This window comes from Pantoea sp. WEP (genome assembly GCF_041678305.1).
GTDB lineage: Bacteria > Pseudomonadota > Gammaproteobacteria > Enterobacterales > Enterobacteriaceae > Pantoea > Pantoea dispersa.
The window spans coordinates 555,915-575,524 of sequence record NZ_JBGNXB010000001.1; the positions used below are offsets into that span (position 1 = coordinate 555,915).

Annotated in this window: 15 protein-coding genes, 1 tRNA gene and 1 pseudogene; 9 read left to right on the forward strand and 8 right to left on the reverse strand. The window is 53.2% G+C overall.

The features are described 5' to 3' along the window. Nucleotides 1-38 precede the first annotated feature (38 nt). From ABVR31_RS02660 to ABVR31_RS02675, 4 genes are all read left to right on the forward strand, one after another. A complete protein-coding gene (locus ABVR31_RS02660; protein WP_372773956.1) occupies nt 39-848 on the forward strand; it encodes a 5'-nucleotidase, lipoprotein e(P4) family in 810 nt (269 codons plus the stop codon). A 580-nt stretch (nt 849-1,428) separates the two neighbouring features. Further along, entirely contained in the window at nt 1,429-2,070 is a 642-nt protein-coding gene (locus ABVR31_RS02665; protein WP_058771348.1) for a carbonic anhydrase, read from the forward strand. 2 nt (nt 2,071-2,072) lie between these two features. Then, nucleotides 2,073-3,542 (forward strand): SulP family inorganic anion transporter, encoded by a 1,470-nt coding sequence (locus tag ABVR31_RS02670; protein WP_136545726.1) that lies wholly within the window; start codon nt 2,073-2,075, stop codon nt 3,540-3,542. Between the two features lie 291 nt (nt 3,543-3,833). Continuing rightward, complete coding sequence (locus ABVR31_RS02675; protein WP_288420999.1) at nt 3,834-5,258, forward strand: sensor domain-containing diguanylate cyclase; 1,425 nt, start codon at nt 3,834-3,836, stop codon at nt 5,256-5,258. A gap of 16 nt (nt 5,259-5,274) precedes the next feature. Here ABVR31_RS02675 and ddlA read toward each other — a convergent pair whose 3' ends face one another. Next, nucleotides 5,275-6,369, reverse strand: a complete 1,095-nt coding sequence (ddlA, locus tag ABVR31_RS02680; RefSeq protein ID WP_150059461.1) for a D-alanine--D-alanine ligase — start codon at nt 6,367-6,369, stop codon at nt 5,275-5,277. A gap of 269 nt (nt 6,370-6,638) precedes the next feature. Here ddlA and ABVR31_RS02685 point away from each other — a divergent pair, with 269 nt between their 5' ends. Genes ABVR31_RS02685 through ABVR31_RS02695 form a run of 3 tightly spaced genes read left to right on the forward strand, consistent with a single transcriptional unit; the run spans nt 6,639 to nt 12,066 of the window. After that, the gene (locus ABVR31_RS02685) at nt 6,639-8,951 is read left to right on the forward strand and encodes a type I secretion system permease/ATPase (protein WP_372771767.1); all 2,313 of its coding nucleotides are present in this window, start codon (nt 6,639-6,641) and stop codon (nt 8,949-8,951) included. Further along, nucleotides 8,948-10,189 carry an HlyD family type I secretion periplasmic adaptor subunit gene (locus ABVR31_RS02690; RefSeq protein ID WP_021509681.1) on the forward strand — a complete coding sequence of 414 codons (1,242 nt, stop codon included), beginning with the start codon at nt 8,948-8,950 and terminating at the stop codon, nt 10,187-10,189. Before ABVR31_RS02685 ends, ABVR31_RS02690 begins: the two co-directional genes overlap by 4 nt. A gap of 5 nt (nt 10,190-10,194) precedes the next feature. Next, complete coding sequence (locus ABVR31_RS02695) at nt 10,195-12,066, forward strand: TolC family protein (RefSeq protein ID WP_372771768.1); 1,872 nt, start codon at nt 10,195-10,197, stop codon at nt 12,064-12,066. On the opposite strand, the gene ABVR31_RS02700 is transcribed toward ABVR31_RS02695, so the two are convergent. The 7 genes and pseudogenes from ABVR31_RS02700 to ABVR31_RS02730 form a co-directional block, all read right to left on the reverse strand. Continuing rightward, a complete protein-coding gene (locus ABVR31_RS02700; protein WP_372771769.1) occupies nt 12,063-13,208 on the reverse strand; it encodes an MFS transporter in 1,146 nt (381 codons plus the stop codon). The two genes, ABVR31_RS02695 and ABVR31_RS02700, sit on opposite strands and share 4 nt — an antisense overlap. Beyond that, complete coding sequence (locus ABVR31_RS02705; protein ID WP_372771770.1) at nt 13,205-13,738, reverse strand: TetR/AcrR family transcriptional regulator; 534 nt, start codon at nt 13,736-13,738, stop codon at nt 13,205-13,207. Before ABVR31_RS02705 ends, ABVR31_RS02700 begins: the two co-directional genes overlap by 4 nt. Before the next feature lie 127 nt (nt 13,739-13,865). Then, nucleotides 13,866-14,348 (reverse strand): HipA domain-containing protein, encoded by a 483-nt coding sequence (locus ABVR31_RS02710; RefSeq protein WP_372771771.1) that lies wholly within the window; start codon nt 14,346-14,348, stop codon nt 13,866-13,868. 177 nt (nt 14,349-14,525) lie between these two features. Next, on the reverse strand, nt 14,526-14,972 hold the full coding sequence (locus ABVR31_RS02715; RefSeq protein ID WP_372771772.1) for a hypothetical protein: 447 nt from the start codon (nt 14,970-14,972) through the stop codon (nt 14,526-14,528). 4 nt (nt 14,973-14,976) lie between these two features. Then, nucleotides 14,977-15,564, reverse strand: a complete 588-nt coding sequence (locus ABVR31_RS02720) for a hypothetical protein (RefSeq protein ID WP_372771773.1) — start codon at nt 15,562-15,564, stop codon at nt 14,977-14,979. A gap of 26 nt (nt 15,565-15,590) precedes the next feature. After that, a pseudogene (locus ABVR31_RS02725) lies at nt 15,591-15,929 on the reverse strand (tyrosine-type recombinase/integrase); the annotation flags it as partial. 916 nt (nt 15,930-16,845) lie between these two features. Then, nucleotides 16,846-16,948, reverse strand: a tRNA-Met gene (locus ABVR31_RS02730). 389 nt (nt 16,949-17,337) lie between these two features. Here ABVR31_RS02730 and ABVR31_RS02735 point away from each other — a divergent pair. Together ABVR31_RS02735 and ABVR31_RS02740 are read left to right on the forward strand one after the other, a co-directional pair. Next, nucleotides 17,338-19,272: a hypothetical protein gene (locus ABVR31_RS02735; RefSeq protein WP_372771774.1), complete on the forward strand. Its 1,935-nt coding sequence runs from the start codon at nt 17,338-17,340 to the stop codon at nt 19,270-19,272. A 15-nt stretch (nt 19,273-19,287) separates the two neighbouring features. Further along, a complete protein-coding gene (locus tag ABVR31_RS02740; RefSeq protein ID WP_372771775.1) occupies nt 19,288-19,605 on the forward strand; it encodes a hypothetical protein in 318 nt (105 codons plus the stop codon). The last annotated feature ends 5 nt before the right edge of the window (nt 19,606-19,610 follow it).

Genomic DNA, 19,610 nt, shown 5'->3' on the forward strand with positions numbered 1-19,610 from the left:
TTTACAAAAACTGACCATAATCACTTAAGGACGACATGATGAAAAACACCTCCTGGCTGGCCGCGGCGGGCCTGATTGCCCTGACGCTCACCGGCTGTGCCCAACCGCAAAAACAGCTGGCTCAGCAGCAACTTGGTCAGCAGTCGGTGCTGGCAGTCAACTGGTTCCAGCAGTCTGGCGAGTATCAGGCGCTGAGCTGGCAGGCGTTCAACACGGCACGCATGGCGTTTGATAACGCTCCTTCGCTCACCGGCAAACCCAAAGCGGTGATTGTTGATCTGGATGAAACCATGATCGATAACAGCGCCTACAGCGCGTGGCAGGCAAAAAATGGCCAGCCGTTCTCCGGGAAAACCTGGTCAGCGTGGACGCAGGCGCGCCAGGCGACCGCAGTGCCCGGTGCCGTCGAATTTGCCAACTACGTGAATAGCCACGGCGGCACCATGTTCTACGTCTCGAACCGCGATCAGAAAGACTACGCGGCTACGGTCGATAATCTCAACAAGCTGGGCTTCAGCGGCGTAAGCGACAAAACCGTGCGTCTCAGCACCGGTAACTCCAATAAACAGGCGCGTTTCGACGCAATTAAAAATGCCGGCTACAACGTGGTGCTGTATATTGGCGATAACCTGAATGACTTCGGCGGTGCCACCTGGCATCAGGGCAACGCGCAGCGCCAGCAGTTTGTCACGCTCAACCATCAGCGTTTTGGCACCCAGTTCATTGTGCTGCCAAATCCACTGTACGGCGACTGGGAGAGCGGCATGGCTGAAAACTACAATAAGTTAACCCCGGAACAGCAGCTGCAGGTGCGTGAATCCCGCATGAAAGCCTGGAACGGTAAATAATTCGTCAAGCGAAATAGCGCCTGCCCTGGCGGGCGCTTATCGCAGGCAGTCAGCGCCAGTGATATTTACGTTTCTTTGTAATTATTATTCTGCTTATCATTTTCCCGATCTCTTACTTAATCTTTCCGCCGCCTTCAGTGAAATATCACCGCAAATAACGTTAAAACCAGCTGATAACACTATTCATAAATTTAGTAATTAGGATTTTTCTCAGCGAGCAGAGCGTAATCCACCATACCAGCGTAAAGGCGCAAAAGTTTTACGTGTATATATTTGTCAGCGCATCCGAAAGGCGGTTTAAAAACTAATTTTAATAAGCTGATTATATTGGTTTTTAATAAGGGGCTCTCTTTTTGCGTCACTTGCATTAACTTACTTTGCCATGACATTTGCTGACACTTATTTTACATAAGGTCGCTTCTTCTGCCTGGTTGAAATATTCCTGGTGCAAATCAATTCATAAGCGTCTATAACCAATTTCTGTGAGAAAGCGCCGTATTCACCTGCCTCAGAACGCTAAAACCGTGCTGCGCCATGCATTTATTTGCCCGGAAGCGCTATTTGCGGATACAGAGAGAAGATAATTGTGACGACCCTTAAACCCTTATTAGCGAAAAATCGCAGTTGGGCACTCCAGCGCCGCGAGCGTAATCCAGATTACTTTGAACAATATCTGCATCAGCAGAAACCCCACTCCCTGTGGATCGGCTGTTCCGACAGTCGCGTACCGGCAGAAGTGCTGACCGGCTCACATCCGGGCGAGCTATTCGTGCACCGCAATATCGCCAATATGGTACTACCCGATGATGACAACTTTCTCAGCGTGCTGCAGTACGCGATTTTTTATCTCGGCGTCGAGCGCATTGTGCTGTGCGGTCACTACGGCTGCGGCGGCGTGCAGGCGGCGCTGGGTCTGCCTGCCAGCCCGTTAGCACAGGAGGATTCGGCGCTCGCCAGGCGCATTGCCGCGCTGCGCCGCGCGTTGCAGCAGGGATTAGTGGCGTATCACGCCAGTCCCGCGCAGGAAGAGGAGAGCAGCAAGCTTAACCGGCTGGTTGAAGCCAATGTTATCGCCCAGTTTAGCCAGCTGGTGCGCTGCGAGCCGGTGCAACAGGCCTGGCAGGCCGGACAGCAGCTGGATGTATTTGGCTGCGTGTATGACCTGCAGTCCGGCCATCTGAAAGAGTTAATCCAGCAATCGTCAGAGGAACCCTCATCATGAATCTGCAAACGCTTCGTCAGGATATTCCTGCTGGTCTGGTGGTGTTTCTGGTGGCGCTGCCACTGTGTCTGGGCATCGCGCAGGCCAGCGGTCTGCCGCCCTTTGCCGGTCTGCTCACCGGGGTGATCGGCGGTCTGCTGGTTACCGCGCTCAGTCCCTCGCGCTTTGCCGTGAGCGGCCCGGCGGCGGGGCTGGTGACTATTGTTGTGGCGTCAATCCAGACGCTCGGCAGCTTTTCCGCTTTTCTCACCGCGCTGATTCTGGCTGGCGTACTGCAGTGCATGCTCGGCCTGCTGCGCGCCGGCCGTTTTATCTCGCTGGTGCCGGGCAGCGTCATCAAAGGGATGCTGGCGGCCATTGGCCTGCTGTTGATTATGCAGCAGATTCCGGTGGCGCTGGGCGCAGCGAGCGATGCCGGTCTGCAGTCGCTGGTCAGCGGTGAGTTTTCGTTTTCGCTCAGCGCGATGCTGGTGGCCGGTAGCGGGCTGCTGATTCTGTGGCTGTGGACCACGCCCGCGATCAAAGCGGTTAAAGCGCTGAGCTGGATCCCCGGCCCGCTGGTGGCGGTGCTGTTTGGCTGCCTCGCCACGGTGTTGGGCGATCGCCTGTTTCCCAGCCTCGGCGAAGGCCTGCCGCGTATCGTACTGCCGGCGTTCGACAGTATGTCGGCGCTGGTGGCGGAGCTGGAAACCCCTGACTGGCTGGCGTGGCAGAATCCGTCGGTGTGGGTGGTAGCGATTACGCTGGCGCTGGTGGCCAGCCTTGAAACGCTGCTCAGCCAGGAGGCGCTGAAAAAACTGCGTCCGCAGCATCCGGCGCCGTCACCGAATAAAGAGATGTTCGCGCAGGGCATCGGTAACCTGACTGCCGGCTTGCTCGGTGCGATGCCCATTACCGCGGTGATTGTGCGCAGCTCGGTCAACGTCAGCGTTGGTGCCCAAACCAAACTGTCGATTCTGCTGCACGGCGTGCTGCTGCTGATTTGTGGCTTGTGGTTCAGCGCCCTGCTTAACGCGATTCCGCTCGCCAGCCTGGCGGCGGTGCTGCTGTATACCGGCTATAAGCTGGCAACGCCGCGCCTGTTCGTCGAACAGATTCGCATGGGCGCGCAGCAGTACGTGCCGTTTCTTGCCACCATCGGCGGCATCATTGTGTTTGGCATGCTGGCCGGGATTGGTATCGGTATCGCGACGCAGATTCTGTGCAGCATCTACCAAAGCCACCGCAACGCGCTGCAGCTTACCCGCTATGACGACCATTACGTGCTGCGCTTTCAGCAAAACCTGACCTTTATGCACAACCCGAAGTTGCAGGGGCTGCTGGCGGAGATCCCGGAAAATAGCGTGGTGATTGTCGATCACGATAACGCCGAGTATATGGATCCGGACGTGAAAGCGGTGCTGCAGGATTTCGGGGATAGCGCCGGTGAGCGCGGCATCCGGCTGAGCCAGTGGCCGGTGGCGGTGAAATAACGTTCCCGCGCACAGTCATGCAGTTTTTTCGCCAGAATCGGATATCCCGGATATCCGATTTTTTTATTTATACGGCATAATTGCCGCTCACTGCGCCTGCCTGTTTCACATGCTGTCGGCGGGGCTGGTAGCTCGTCTCTGGCTTTCATGGCAGAGTGAGCGCCGCTCAGTCGCAGAGCAGGGCGACGAATACCGGGTTAATTAGCGAATTATCGCACGGATTTTTCAGGTTAAATGATTGCTGATGCCAGCGACGGATGGCAGCGATTTCAGGTTACAGGGTTCAGACGTATGCGCGTTAAGCTGTTTGAAGAGAATAATGTTAAAAAGAATGCTCTTTCGCTGTGTCTTATTACGCTGTTCTTCTGCTTTGTTGGCAGCCACCTGCGTATTCCCGAAGAGTTTTCCCTGTTCTGGCCGGTGAATGCCCTCATCGCCGGTTTGATGGTGCGCAACCCGTTTTTACACACCACCTCCAGTTATCTGGTGTGTTTTGCCGCCATGATTTTCAACGATACGGTTTTTTCCGGCTGGGCACTGCCAGCGGTGACGATTAATTTTGCCAATATCCTGTTTATTCTGGTGTCAGTCAGCATGCTGATTAAGCATCTGCAATCGCCAACCGCAAACAGCCAGGTGTTCAACGCCATGCGCATTTTTCCGGCGTGCCTGCTCGGCGCAGCAGCCTGCGCCACCTGGGGCGCATGGGCGCAGGATATCGATTTCAACGCGCGCTTTGTGGTGGCGTGGGCCGACTGGTTCAGCGAGCAGTTCTCCACCTCGCTGATGCTGCTGCCGGTGATGCTGACGCGTCCGTTGCGCAGCGTGCCGCTGCGGACGCTGATTCATCCGGCCAGGCTGCTGCCGCTGCTCGCCGTGGCGCTGTCGCTCACGGTGGGGGCGCTGATTGGTGGCGCGGGCAGTCTGACCTTCCCGGTGCCGGCGCTGATCTGGTGTGCCATTGTTCTGCCGATTCCGATCACCAGCCTGGTGATTCTGTTCACCGGCATCACCGAGATCGTGCTGGTCTCGCACGGCGTGATGAATATTCAGGGCGATGATTCGCTGCTGCCCATCAGCCATCTCACATCTGCACGGCTCGGCGTGGCCACCGTGGCGCTCAGCCCGCTGCTAGTGGCGGTGAGCATGGACGCCATTCGCCAGCTTAACCATCGCCTGGCATTGCGCGCCAATTACGATTTCCTTACCCAGCTACTGTCGCGCTCCGGCCTGTATGAAAACCTGCGCCAGCAGCCGTTTTCCCTGCAGCGTGAAGCCGGCGTGATTATGCTGGATGTCGACTACTTCAAAGCCATTAATGACAATTTCGGCCATGATGCCGGCGATGGCGTGCTGGAGGAAATTGCGCGCCGTATTCAGCACGTGGTCGGCAGTCGCGGCCTGGTGTGCCGCTTTGGCGGCGAAGAGTTCGTGGTGGTGGTATTTGATTACACCCACAGCCAGCTGTTTCAGCTGGCCGAAGTGATTCGTCAGGCAATGGTGAAAGAGAAGTTCTGGATTCAGGGCAACACCGTGACCGTGACGGTCAGCCTCGGCCTGGCGCGCGGCGGTGCGGTTAACGAACGTGAATGGCCGGGGGTAATCAACCGGCTGGTGTCAGCGGCGGATAAACACCTTTACGTTGCCAAGCGCAACGGCCGCAATCAGACCTCACCGGCAATCGCGCCGCGCAGCATGGCGCATGACGTGGCCTGAGCCACGCCATCGCAGGTTACACGCTGCTTTTCAGCTGGCTGGATTGCTGATGACGCTGCTGCGCCAGCTCAATCAGGCGGGTAATCAGATCGCTGTAGCTCAGGCCGGCCGCCTGCCACAGTTTGGGATACATGCTGATGTTGGTGAAGCCGGGTAAAGTATTCACTTCGTTGACAATAATGTCGCCCGTTTCGGTGAGGAACACATCGACGCGCGCCATGCCAAAGCACTCCAGCGCCTGAAACGCGTTAAGAGCTACAGCCCGAATGGCCTCGCTGGCTTCCGCACTGATGTCAGCCGGTACCACCACCTGCGCGCCGCTCTCGCTGATATATTTGGTGTCATACGAGTAGAAGGCGTCGTGCACCACAATTTCACCGCACGGGCTGGCTTCTGGCGCCTCGTTACCCAGCACCGCACACTCAATCTCACGGCCGCTGATGCCCTGTTCAATCAGCACCTTGCGGTCAAAGCGGAACGCCAGATCCAGCGCCGCGTCGAATTCGTCCGGCTGCGTCACTTTGCTCACCCCAACGGATGATCCCTGATTGGCTGGCTTGATAAACAGCGGCAGGCCAAAGCGCGCGATCACCGCCTGCACATCCAGCGCCGCGCGCTGCGTCTGGGTGACGCTTAGCCACGGCGCCACTTTCAGGCCGGCATCGCGCAGCAGGCGTTTGGTGAAATCTTTGTCCATGCTGACCGCGGAACCCAGCACATCCGACCCGACAAACGGCAGATTGGCCATGCGCAGCAGTCCCTGCAGCGAGCCATCTTCGCCCAGCGTGCCGTGTACAATCGGGAAGATGACATCCAGCTGCGACAGCGGCTGCGCCTGCTGCCGCGTAATCAGCTGCTCCGCGCGGCTGCCGGGCACCAGCGCCACGTTTTCACCGGAGCGGTTCAGGGCAATCAGCGCCGGATTGTCGGCGTTGAGCAGAAAGCCTGAAGCGTCATTGAGATGCCACTCGCCCTGTTTGTCGATCCCCAGCAGAACCACGTCGTATTTGTTTTTATCGATCGCCTCAAGAATATTTTTGGCCGACTGTAACGACACTTCATGTTCGGCCGACTTGCCGCCAAATACGATACCTACCCGCTGTTTTGCCATTGCTCTTTGTCCGGTTGCAGTAAAGCGAGCAGCTAAGATAACACGCCCAGGACAGCGCTCAACAGCGCCGCGATTATTCTGCAGTTGATCGGTCGCCAGACCGCATTCAATCGGGCTTTCTCCGCTTTATTCACAAATATTCTCCACCGTTTGAGACAAGTCCTGGACGGCCTGAAAGCTGCCTTCTGTCAGAATTTTCCCAATTCAAAGAAAAGTCTGCGGTGGACGATGCGTCCACCGTTTTTTGTCAGGTTTACAGGAGTCGGGAAATGATGGACCAGAAGCAGAATGCCGTGGAGCAGGATGCGCGTTCTGTTGCTCGTATCGAAACCACCGTGGATGACACGCTGTTAAAAAGCGTGGCGTGGATTTGCAAACACTATAAACGCGAGAAGAGTGAAGAGGCGCTGGTCGCCGGCCTGCCAAAAGCGACGCTGCTGTCGCCGTCGCAGGCGATGACCGCTCTGGAGAACGCTGGCATTACCGGCGGCATGGTTGAACGCCGCCTGCAGGATCTGCCGGAGCAGCTGATGCCGATGATACTGCTGCGGCAGAACGGCGGCGGCTGCATTGTGCTGTCGCGGCGCATTCACACCAATGAGGAGAATCAACGCGAGCTGCGTTTCCAGCTGATCATGCCGGAGGTGAGTGATAAAGCGGTGGAGATGAGCCTGGCGGAGCTCAACGAGATTTACGCCGGCTTTGCGGTGATGGCGAAACCGGCGGCGGTACTGGATGAGCGCGCCAGTGAAATGCTGCCGGAGGTCAAAGGTCACTGGCTGTTCAGCACCCTGTGGCGCTACCGGCGTTACTACCGCAGCGCCGCCATTGCCGCCGTGCTGATCAACGTGCTGGCACTCTCCAGCATCTTCTTCACCATGAACGTCTACGATCGCGTGGTGCCGAATCAGGCCTTTGTTACGCTGTGGTCGCTGGCGATTGGCGTCACCATCGCCATGATCTTCGAAGCCATTACCCGCTTTGTGCGGGCGCATCTGCTGGACATGGCGGGCAAAAAGGCCGACCTGGTGCTGGGCAGCATGCTGTTCCGTCAGGCGTTGTCAATCCAGATGGAGCACAAGCCGGCCTCATCAGGTACTTTCGCCAACCAGATCCGTGAATATGAATCGGTGCGCGATTTTGTTGCTTCGGCGACGCTGGCGGCGATTTCGGATCTGCCGTTTATCCTGATGTTCGTCGGCGTGATCTTCTTTATCAGCGGTCCGCTGGCCATTATCCCGTTGATGATGATCCCGCTGATCATCATCGTCAGCGCCGCGATCCAGTGGCCGCTGGCGCGTATCATGAAGGAGAACCTGCGCGATGCGTCGCTGAAACAGGGCGTGCTGATTGAGTCGGTTGAAGGCATGGAAACGCTGAAAGCCGTGGGCGGTGAAGCGCATATGCAGCGCCGCTGGGAGAACTTCAGCGCGCTGCAGTCGGCTAACTCAATGAAGTCAAAACGCTATTCGACGCTGGCAACCGGCGTGGTGACCTTTCTGCAGCAGTTTCAGACCGTGATGCTGGTGGTGGCCGGGGTTTATCTGATCAACGCCGGCACCTTCACCATGGGTGCGATGATCGCCACCGTGATGCTGGCCAGCCGCGCCACCGGCCCGCTGGGTCAGGTGATTGGTCTGGCGGTGCGTTATCAGCAGGCCAAAGCGGCGCTGACCTCGCTGAATAAGCTGATGGAGATGCCGGTCGATCGCGACAGCAGTAAAACCTACCTGACCGATCCGCCGCTGACCGGCGAGATCTCGCTGAGCAACGTCAGCTTCTCTTATCCGGCACCGCCGATGAAGCCCAATCCGGAAATTCTCAAAGACATCTCGCTGACTATCAAGGCCGGTGAGCGCGTGGCGATTCTTGGCCGCATCGGCAGCGGTAAATCAACGCTGTTACGCGTGATGGCGCGTCTGTATCAGCCGGTGAAAGGCCAGATCTCCGCTGACGGACTCGATGTTAACCAGATCGATCCGGCCGACTGGCGCAAAGCAGTGGGCTTCGTCAGCCAGGATGCGCGCCTGTTCTACGGCACGCTGCGCGAGAACGTGATGATTGGCCGGCCGGATGCCACCGCGAATGAACTGCTGCGTGTGCTGAATTTGACCGGTCTCGATCACGTGGCGGCGCGCCATCCGAGCGGCATCAACCTGTCGGTCGGCGAGGGCGGTGAAGGGCTGTCGGGCGGTCAGCGTCAGTTAGTGTCGCTGGCGCGAACTCTGCTGACGCGGCCCAAAGTGCTGCTGATGGATGAACCGACCAGCGCCATGGACAGCATGACCGAAAGCCAGTTCCTCGCCCATCTGCGTCGCGCCAGTGAAGGCCACACGCTGATCGTCGTGACGCATCGTCCGTCAATTCTGGCGCTGGTCGACCGCATCATCGTGGTTGAGGAAGGAAAAATTGTCGCGGATGGCCCGAAAGAGCAGGTGCTGGCCGCGCTGGAAGGTAAAGGTAAAACCCGCCAGCCGCCGCGTCAGGCGGTAGAGCAGGCGGTGCGCGCACCTGCGCCGGCTAACGATGCTTCGGCAACGTCAGAGCCCGCCGTCGCCGCGGCAGAGGAGGCCGCAGTATGATCAAGTTAATGCCATGGCGCAGCCGCAGCAAAAATCTCTCCGCTGCGGATGCCGAATTCATGAATGACGTGCAGGCGTCACTGCTGTCGCAAACCACGCCGGGATCGAAACTGGTGATGTGGATCATCATCGCAGTGATTGGCATCGGTCTCACCTGGGCAAACTATGCGCGGGTGGAGGAGATCACCAAAGGCGACGGAAAAGTGATTTCCCGCAGCCGCGAGCAGGTGATTCAGAGTCTGGAAGGCGGCATTCTCGCCGAAATGAATGTGCGTGAAGGCACGGTGGTCAACCGGGGCGACGTCCTGCTGAAAATCGATCCGACGCGTGCGCAATCAAGCTATCGTGAGGCGCTGAGCAAGGTGATTGGCCTGAAGGGCAGCATTGCGCGTCTGCGTGCCGAAGCCTACGCGCAGCCATTGACGTTTGACGAGCAGGTGCAGAGCGATCCCGCCGTGGTTGCGCAGGAGACCAAGGCCTATGAATCACGCAAGCGCGCGCTGAATGACAGCATTAACTCACTGCAGCGCAGCTATGCCCTGTCGATGCGTGAAATTCGTCTGGCGGAGCCGCTGGCGGCGAAAGGATTGCTGTCTGAGGTCGAGCTGCTGCGCATGCAGCGCCAGGCGAACGACATCCAGGCGCAGATTGTCGAGCGGCGTAACCGTTACCAGTCTGATGCCAACACCGAACTGGCACGACTGGAGCTGGAACTCAGCCAGGTAAGCGAAAATCTGATTGGCCGCGCGGACGTGGTCGAGCGCACCACCATTACCGCACCGGTGCGCGGCACGGTGAAAAACGTGCGCGTCAACACCATCGGCGGCGTGATTCAGCCCGGTGAGCACATCCTGGAAATCGTGCCGCTGGAAGAGCAACTGCTGGTGGAGGGCAAAATCCGTCCTTCTGATGTCGCCTTCCTGCGTCCGGGGCTGCCGGCCAAAGTGAAAATCACCGCCTACGACTTCGCCATCTACGGCGGACTGGATGGCCATGTGGAATACATCAGTCCGGATACGCTGAAAGACGATCAGAAAGCCGCTTCCGGCCGCCCGGATGACACCTATTACCGCGTGTTGATCCTCACCGATAAAAGCACGCTGCACGCAGGCAACAAAGATCTGCCGATCATTCCCGGCATGGTGGCCACGGTGGAAATCCGCACCGGCGAGAAAACCATCCTTGATTACCTGCTGAAGCCGGTACTTAAGGCGAAAGAAGCCTTCCGCGAGCGTTAATAACCATGAAAAATAATAATATGCACCGTCGCGCAGCGGCGCGGCGCCTCTCTTTGCTTGCCGGTTGCATTACGGTCATGATGGCTCCGGCCATCAGCGTAATGGCCGATTCGACCAGTGAACTGATGATGTTTGCCGAGATGAGCGGACATCGCCCGGCCGCCCCCGCTGCGGCACCGGTACGCAGCGCGCCGGTGCAGCGCGTGCCCGTTGCGCCAGCCCAGCGCTTTGCAACCGCGCCGGCACCGCAACCGATGTTTACGCAACCTCAGGCCGTGCCGGTTGCGCCACCGGTGGCCACGCCACGCGCTCAGCCGGCACCAGCACCGGCACCTTCACCGGCACCTTCACCGGCACCAGCGCCAGCGCCAGCAGCGCCGATTGCCCCGCCGCCGGTGCAGCCGGTACAGGGCGGCGGTTTTCTGACGGAGGAGCAGCGCCAGCCGGAACCAAAGCAGACGAATCCGCTGCTGAAATCGGTACGCACTTTCAACCCGCAGCAGCCTGCGCCGGTGCCGGTGAATGAAGCAGAAGTAAAAGCGCAGAGCGAGTTCAGCTTTGTCAGCCCGCCGGTAGCGGAAACCAGAACCACCGCCGCCGATGCCGCCGTGGCGCGTTCACCGGTCAGCCTGAGCGGCGCGGTGGATGAAACCGTGGCTGAATCCGAGCTGCGGCAGAAATTCCTCTCGGCCGCACGTATCACCTGGCGCATCAGCCCGGCGCTGAAATCGTCCGTGGCGCAGACCGATGCCGCCGCCGCCAGCGTGGATGAGGCGAAAGGGCAGCGCTGGCCGCAGCTGGATGTCAGCGCCAGCTCGGCGACCAAAGAGTTTGGTGGCGGGGTAAAAAGCGACGGTAGTCAGAGCAACGTGCCGGCGCTCGGCGTGTCGATGGCGACCAACCTGATTGATTTCGGTCAGACCAGCCGCACCATCGAGAGCCGCGAAGAGCGCGTGACCTCGGCGCAGCAGGCGGCGCAGGCGCAGCGTGAAGAGCTGGCGATGCAGGTCAGCAACGCGCTGATTGAGTGGAACAAGCAGCAGCGGATCATTGCCATCAGCCAGCAGTACGTGGCGCGCATGACCGAACTGACCACCATGCTGAGCGGCATTGTGCAGTCGGATACCGGCCGTCGCAGCGAGCTGACGCAGGCCAAAGGCCGATTGCTGCAGGCGCAGAGTTATCTGGAGAATGCCGAGTCGCGCGCGCGCGATGTCGAAATCACGCTGAACCGCCTGATGGGCAATAGTCGCGTGACGCTGCCAGCCAGCGATCGCTGGGCGATGAATTTTGGCGATCTCAATCGTCAGCTGGCCAGCCTGGATTATCATCCACTGATCCTGCGCGCCAATGCGGAAACGCGAGCGGCGTTTAAAGAAGCGGAGGCGATCAAAGCTTCCGGCCTGCCAAAGCTCAACTGGACGGTAAGCAAAAGTACGCGTGAGGATCAGCTCGGTCGCCAGCAGGCGTGGCAAACCGGCATCAACGTTAGCTGGGGCTTGTTCCGCGGTGGTTCAACCAACGCGCAGGAGATTGCGGCGATTAAACGCGCCGAAGCCAGTCGTCAGCAGGTGCAGGAGCAGCGGCGCGATCTGGAGAATCGCGTGCGCGCCGCCAGCCAGGATGCGCACTCCATGGCCGATCGCGCCGCGCTGTATAAGAGTCTGATTGTCGAGTCTGACCGCATCCGCAAAGACTTTTTCGATCAGTGGTATCACCTCGGACGCCGCTCGCTGCTGGATGTCCTGAGCGCCGAGAGCGATCTGTATAACAACCAGGTGAGCGAAGTGAGCAATCGCTTTGACAGCTACGCGGCGATCATTCGCGGCTACTCCAGCGCCGGCATCCTCAGCCGCTGGCTCACCACCGGACGTTAAGCGTCAGCCCGCTGCGGCGGGTTAGCCGGTACCAGAAACAGCAGCGCAACCGGGATGGCAGCGAACAGCAGCAGGGCTGTGGCGGCGCTGCTGCTGTAGATCTGCGCAAAGAGTATCGCCCCGCCAATTTGCCCAATCGCCAGCGTCAGAAACGCCGCCGCCACGCCGGAGGCCGCATTCTGTGGCGTGGCAGCGGCACCCGCGACCAGCAGAATACCCGACAGCGTGACGTATCCCGCGCCGCACAGTGCCGCCGCCGGTACCAGCCAGTAGCTAAAGTGGGTGAGCGCCGCCAGCAACAGCAGTGGTGCGGCCATCGACAGCTGCGCCAGCCAGTACACCTGACGTATACCGATGCAGCGTGCCAGCGGGCCGGTCAGCGCGCCGAGAATGCCGGCCGCGCCGCTGACCAGCCACAGCATACTGGCCTGGCCTTCGTTCAGGTGGCTGTGCTGGCGTAACACATCCGGTCCAAAACACCACCACGCCGCGCTGGCGACACCGCTAAGAAAAGCGATGATGATCACCCGCTGCAGCGCGCGATTGTGCAACCGATCGCGCCAGCCAACCGGCGATCCCGGTAGATCGGCACGACCGGCGGGCAGGCAATAGCGTGCCAGCAGCAGGCTGATCAACGCCAGCGCGGCAAAACAGCAGCAGGCCGCGCGCCAGCCGCCGGGCATCAGCATAAAAATGGGCACTGACACAATGATGCCCGCGCCGGTGCCAGCGTTAATGAGCGTGTTAGCGGCGGTTTGCCGCGACGCGTCAAGTTGCTGGCTCACAGCACTGGCGAGCGCCGGGGAAGCCAGTCCGGCACCGAGACCAGCGATAAACAGCCCACCGGCAATCAGCCGTGTGCTGCTGGCAGCGGCCAGCAGCAGTAAGCCGAGCATGGCCGTCAGCGCTGCCAGCATGGCGGTGCTGCGCACGCCCCAGCGCGCCAGCAGCAGCGTGGCGCCGGGCGTGGCCAGGCAGTAAGCCAGATAGCCGCAGGCGGCCAGCATGCCCGATGCGCGCGGGCTGAAGCTGATCTGCTGCGCCACCTGCGGCATCATCATTCCCCACGCAAAACGCGCCAGTCCGTAGGTCACGGCGATCAGCATAAAGCCGCTCAGCGTCAGGCGGAGTGAGGCTTTCATGGCGTATTCGCCATCAGTTGCTCAGCCGCCAGACGCGCACTGACCGCGGCCTGCGGACCGTCAATCAAGCCGGCCATAATCGCCCCTTCAAACAGTATCCAGATGGCATCGGCCAGCGCTGACGGCGAATTTTTGTGCGAGTGCGCCAGGCAGGCACGGATATAGCCGCGCTGCCAGTAGCGATAATCCAGCGCCTGCGCCGCCAGCTCAGCATCCTGCTCCGCATACTCACCGTACGCTTTGGCAAAAAAGCAGCCCAGCGATCCTTCCGCCCGCATCCACTGTTCCAGCACTGAAAACAGCTGGCTGATGGCTGCCGGATCGTCTGGCTGTGACAATAAATCGGCAAAGCGCTGCCGGCGCGCGGTCATCACCGCGGCAGTTAACCGCTCGCGCGACGGAAAGTGCTGATAGAGCGTACGCGTGGAGACCTTCGCCTCACGGCAAATGTAATCGGTGCTGGTGGCATGAAAACCGTTACTGTAGAACAGCCGCTCGGCAGCGTTCAGGATGTGTTGTTTTTTACGCATACCTTAAAAAGTAAACCGATCGTTTTACTTTTGCAAAGTTGCAAAGGTAAAAATCGGGTGCGAGGCGGTTAATCACCGCCTGTTTCGAGGACGCAGCTTTGAAGGAATTATCAATCAGGAAAGGCGCTTAGCCGAGTCGGGCGATGCGCGCTCGGGCCTCATCCAGATGCTGTTGTAACGCGGCGAGGCAGGGCGCAAAACGATCTGAGAAGCCATCGCAACTGTTCGTCATAGACAAAAATTCCTCCGCCAGAGCCAGCGCTTCCCGCCATATATCGCTGCTAACCACTTCTGGCAGTGACGCAGGCCGCAGCGTATTCACGATGGCGCCGCCCGCTCTGGGCGCGAAGCCCATCGGCAGAATGTCATAAGCCGGCGCGAGGTGATAAGGACGGCCATGGCGACTGATGAATGACAGGTTGCCGGCGTGCATGTCGGTATTGCCGATCAGCATGCCGAATGCCCAAAGCCGGGCCGTGCTGCTGGCGGCCTCCGGCTGAACACACTTTTCCGCCACAAGCTGGTTGACGAGGACCGGCCAGCTTGCACTGGCATTGCCGACGAACTCCGCATCAAGTGCCCGCAGCGAAAACACGCCGATACGGCCCATTTTGCCCACCTGATCTTACAGGTGTGGGTGTTTGTAAGAGGCAGGAAGCAGGGGTATGGCGCAGAGCATGGGTAAGCTGCTCAGCAGGTGTTCCGATACTGAAGCGTTATATGGCCTTTCTAAAAGGCTGAATTACATATTCAAAGGCCTCATTTCGAGTATATTCAAACAATTAACTTACTCGTTTTTATGTTTTTTTATACCAAGTCGGAATAGTAAACGTTGAATGGCGTTGTGTTCTTCTGCCACTTTTCTGTCAACTGTATTGCTGTTTGAGATCGGGTAAACTTTGCTTTTTGGATCGTACTGCCAGGCATCTAAAGTTTCATATAGCGTGCCTTCATCATCCATAACCTTAGCTTTTAGTTTCTCAGATATCTGGAGCATTTTTCTATACAGAGCGGTACTGGGCCATTTGGTTTCGATGTTTCCGGCAGACCATTCAAGCCAATCGCCTTCTTCTGCCCCTTCGCCGTTCCATACAGCATGAAAATCGCCATGCTTTGTGTAAAGACTAAGTTCGGAATCGTTATTGATGATTTCTAACCATTCATCTGAACTAATTATATTATCATTGTTTTCAGCCCAATAATCTGCTCGCGTGATATGAAACTCTACGCCCATATTTTTATTCCCCCTTAGCTAATATAGATAGCCAGTCTTCGTTAATGAGTATTCGATAGTAAGGTTCGCACCATTGCTGTACATACATGGTTAATTCATCATCACTCATGCCTGAAGCTCGTGAATTGAATATAGGTATGTCCTCATCATAAAGAACCCAATATAAATTTGATAGTAGTCTCGCTATTCTGGCGAAGGCTCTTGGAGAATAATACATGAAGTAATGAGTAAAAAATGCCAGCCTTTTATTAATCTCGTTCGATGATGAGGCTGTTATTAAATATCCTATCTTTATCCTGAGCCAAACTAATGCACTGTAATTAGGGGTTGGGTTCTGAATGTTTTTCTCACGTTGATAAATGCGCAGGTATTTTTCTACATCATAGCGGTCTGGTATAGGTTCAAGATTCAATGATGCCAGAATAAGAAGCGTGTCTGATTCTTCTCCTGCTAAAATCTCTCTTTCTGCCCAATCTGTTATTGCTTTAGTGAAATCATCCAGGCGAATTACTTCAATTGTCTCACTGAACACTTTTAGGCACAGCAGCTCTTTTAAGCTCAGTTCATCATTTCGGATATCCATTTCCATCATAACTCCCTTATATTCAAAGTGTTTAACTACATCGCTTTAGACAAATTATCTGGTGCATAGTATGCATGTTGCACCGTTACCTTACTATCTGCTTGCCTCAATATCCGCTGAATCACAAGAAGATTGACGCCGTTCATCATGAAGTAAGATGCAAAGATGTGGCGCAAAACATGTGTAACCTGCCCAGCAGGTGTTTCGATACCGGCACGTTGCATGGCCTTTCTAAAGGCAGAGTAACAAGGTTTAAAGAGCACCTGCGCTTTCCTACTGGTTGGCAGTTAAGCCTGTAATTTTACAGTTATCGGCACCGTCTGGCTTACCTTTAGCTCAGTTTTTGTGCAGAAAACCTGACCCGATCGGATCTCAATCAACATAAAACCCCGTTTATGTTCGAATAGGCATCTAGAATTCAAAAGTTATCTCGAAAAAAATATAATCTTCGCCAAAAAATAGGCATGTGACCTCAAGAGAATTATTTATAAAAGTAATATCGAGCTTTCGTTGAGGTGCTTAAAAATCACAAAAAATTAGTTCTTTACGACTAAGTTAATGAAAGAAATCTCAACGAGATTATATTTCATACAGCTGGGTTAATCGCAGTTACACAGTCATTAATTATAGCAAAGATAGCACCTTTACAAAGGTATTAAACCGGCTCTCAGTTGATGAAAATTGGCTGTTAATCTTCTTATCTTCATTTTTCATGCTTTAGAAGGACTGCCAGTATTAAAGAAAGCAGAATCGATATAGAAATATTGACTATTAATATAAAATCAATAACCGATTCATCACCATAGATCTGCAGTGCATTGGCAATTGAATAAAATATTGATGCAGGAACTAATAACGCGATGGCTTTAGAGATTGCCACGCAACAGATGATAAATGTAAAAAAGAGTAAAATAATACGTATTATCAGTACACCTATAACGTTTCATAGACTTTCAATTGACCACCTGGAATATTAAGAGTGGGACCAGCGCGCAGGAACATATCGCACATACACAGAAACTGGATAGGATGAGTAAGAGTAATACAATCCTAACGCAGACCGAGTGGTCCTGTAGGATGTTTACGGCGGTTCAATAACAGATAGCAGCTGTAAGACATAACGATTCCTTTTGTTAAGTCCTTTCATAAGCTTACCAATCACCATTCAATCATTTAAAGCGATTAGTCTGGTCAGGTTTTGCAGTGACAAATATTTAAAGCGGCACCATCCAGAATGAGGACGGAAAAATCACCAGAAAAGTGATTTAAATACATAATTTTATGAAGATTTGGTGGCCCCTGCTGGGTTTGAACCAGCGACCAAGCGATTATGAGTCCCAACTTGAAGTGAGTGAAATCAGTAACTTACTGATTTTTATCTTTTCTTTAGGCCGAATAGTGATGAAAAGTGGCACATAGCGTTGAGCTCTGCTGCCACTTTGCTGCCATTAATATGTGAGGTTGTTTCTGCCTAACAAGAAATAAAACCTTATTTTTGTACTAAGGTAAATGTTTCTCATATTGAAGATAATCTGAAAATGTCAGTTTATATTTTCTGAAGATAGTTTGATCTGCATCACACAATATTGTGTGTGCTTGTATTTAATTTAATATATTCAAAATGTTAATTTCTAGATTGATTCCTTTGCATGCTAACGATTAATTTATTTTTTTAATGCTACTTGAAGTTTACAGTAAGTCAAACTAAATTAATATAGAGTAATAAATCAACGCTCTTCAACACGTAGCTATCTCTTGTTCCTATGAATTTGGGGGCAGCATATGATTTTTTCATTTATATTTAGAATGTTTTCTTTAGCTCTATTGTTTTCTGCTGCCTCTGCATCAGCAGTTACACCTAAAACTGATAATTCTATTCAATTAGAATCAGTTAATTATAGAAATGTTATTACCTCATACCCCGAAGATGGTGTTGAGTTAGGGCAAGGATGGGATATTGTTCATGGTGTTAAAACAAATAATGTTTGTGTTGTTGGTAAACATTCCACGATAAAATCTGATTCATCCTACTCAATTTATAAACTTGTCTTTGATGCTGAACAAGTTAGATATGAGAGGAATATTTCAGCAAGCGCATCATACGGTGGATTTGGATATTCAGCCTATTTAAATACTGCATTGTCTGATAAGAACTTCAATGATCGCTCAAGAACATATATTTTTTCTCAAATATTATCTGACAAAGGAGGTGAGTTCTTGGTTGGGGATTCGGAGACAAAGTTATCTACAACTCTCAGTAAATCGAGAGTTGAAGACTGCGGTGATGGATATGTTTCCGCAATAAAAAAAGGGGGGAATCTTTCTGTAATTTTTGAAGTTAACAGTAATCTTCAGGATATCTCTAAGGTTTTACAAATCAATGCAGGCGCATCAGGCTATGGTGCTAGTTTAAACCTTTCATTTAATGAAAGTATGTTTAATAAAATAACTAATGAGAAAACTACTGTAACTAATATTCAACAGGCGGGGGATCAGTCCATACCTCTTGATGTTGCACAGGTCAAAGAAAAAATAAAAAATTTCCCAAATTTGCCAATCGAGAAAGCAGTGCCTTATCAGATTATAATTACTCCATACAGTAAACTTTTTTACCAGAGGCTTGAAAAAAGGAAGGTCATATCCAGCTATGAAGTTGCATATCAAAGATTAATTCAACTTTATAATGTTTATAATGATGCATTGTTGATACCTTCAAAGTACTACACTCCATTTCAACCAGATAACGAAGTATCAACAAAAAAACAGGAGCAAGACCCTGGAGAGAATAATGTTACGGCACAAACTGTCACCCAAAAGACTCGATTGATAGATGATATGTTGCTGCTAAAAAGAGCAACGTTTTGTATGAAAGTGATCCTTGATAATTGTAGTGTTAACAATAAATTATGCCCGGGAACTATTGATGATGCTAGTTTTGTTAATTTGGTAAGGGAAAATTGTGAATTATCTGATCCTTACTCTGAGAATAAAAATTATTACAAAGATGCATCAGTCTCATTAGTGCTAAATTCAAATGTTTTTTTAAGTGAAAATGTAATGAAGGATTTCCATGAAGCACTTCTGAATAAAAAATCGAAAAATGAGGATTTATCTAAAGAACTTAAGGAATATGATACAGCTATGATTTCTGTACCTCGAAAACCTTCGAATGTTAACGAAGAACGAAAGCTAAAATTTAGCGATTACAATTCTGAGGATAAAGAGGGTGAGAAATTAAAAAGATCAACTATGTTGATCAGTCCTTTCGCTATATATTATAAAATGTTGGCGCGGTCACCATTGCTGAGAAACACAGTTTTTATAGATGGGAATGAGAAGTTATCCAATGGTGATACATTGGATCTTGCAAAAGCATATTGCAAAAGCATCCATGCAAATGCCGAATGTGATTTTGATTTTGAAAATATATTGAGTATTGATTCTGAACGTGAAAAGGCAAAGAATGTAGTAAGGGAGTGGGTTTTGAATATTGTTCTTGCACCATTTTCAAAATCATTTTGTGATATATCTCTCCAACATCCTTTTTGTGCTAATGCAGTTGAGTTAGCATACTTTTTACCTGATTTGAATAATATGTATATGACTTCAGCTAGTGGTTTTTCTTACATCAAGAGTCCTGTCTCTGTATCGACGGAAAAAAGAAGGCCTTCTCGGCCGCCAATTGAACGACCACCAAGAAGGCCGCCTCCTATTTAAATAAAGGTGAATATAATGTTGATTAAAAGTATCAGTAACAGAGTTTTGAAATTAGTAAGGAATGACAGTGGGGAATCAGAATCTATAATTATTTTCGAAAATCACAGATGGGAATCTCCACAAGGTGGTTGGCTTAATGCTACCTCAGGCGGATGGATGTCAGTAAATGGCACTAATTTCGTCAACATTAATTCAGATTCAGGTAAGAGCCTTATAATATTAAAAGGTTTTTACTTTCCAACAGCAGTTGAGGGATTAAAAGGAAATTATTCAACATTAAATGACACCGATGCTGAACTAGGGGATTGGTTAATCGTTTCTACAATCCCTTAAAAGAG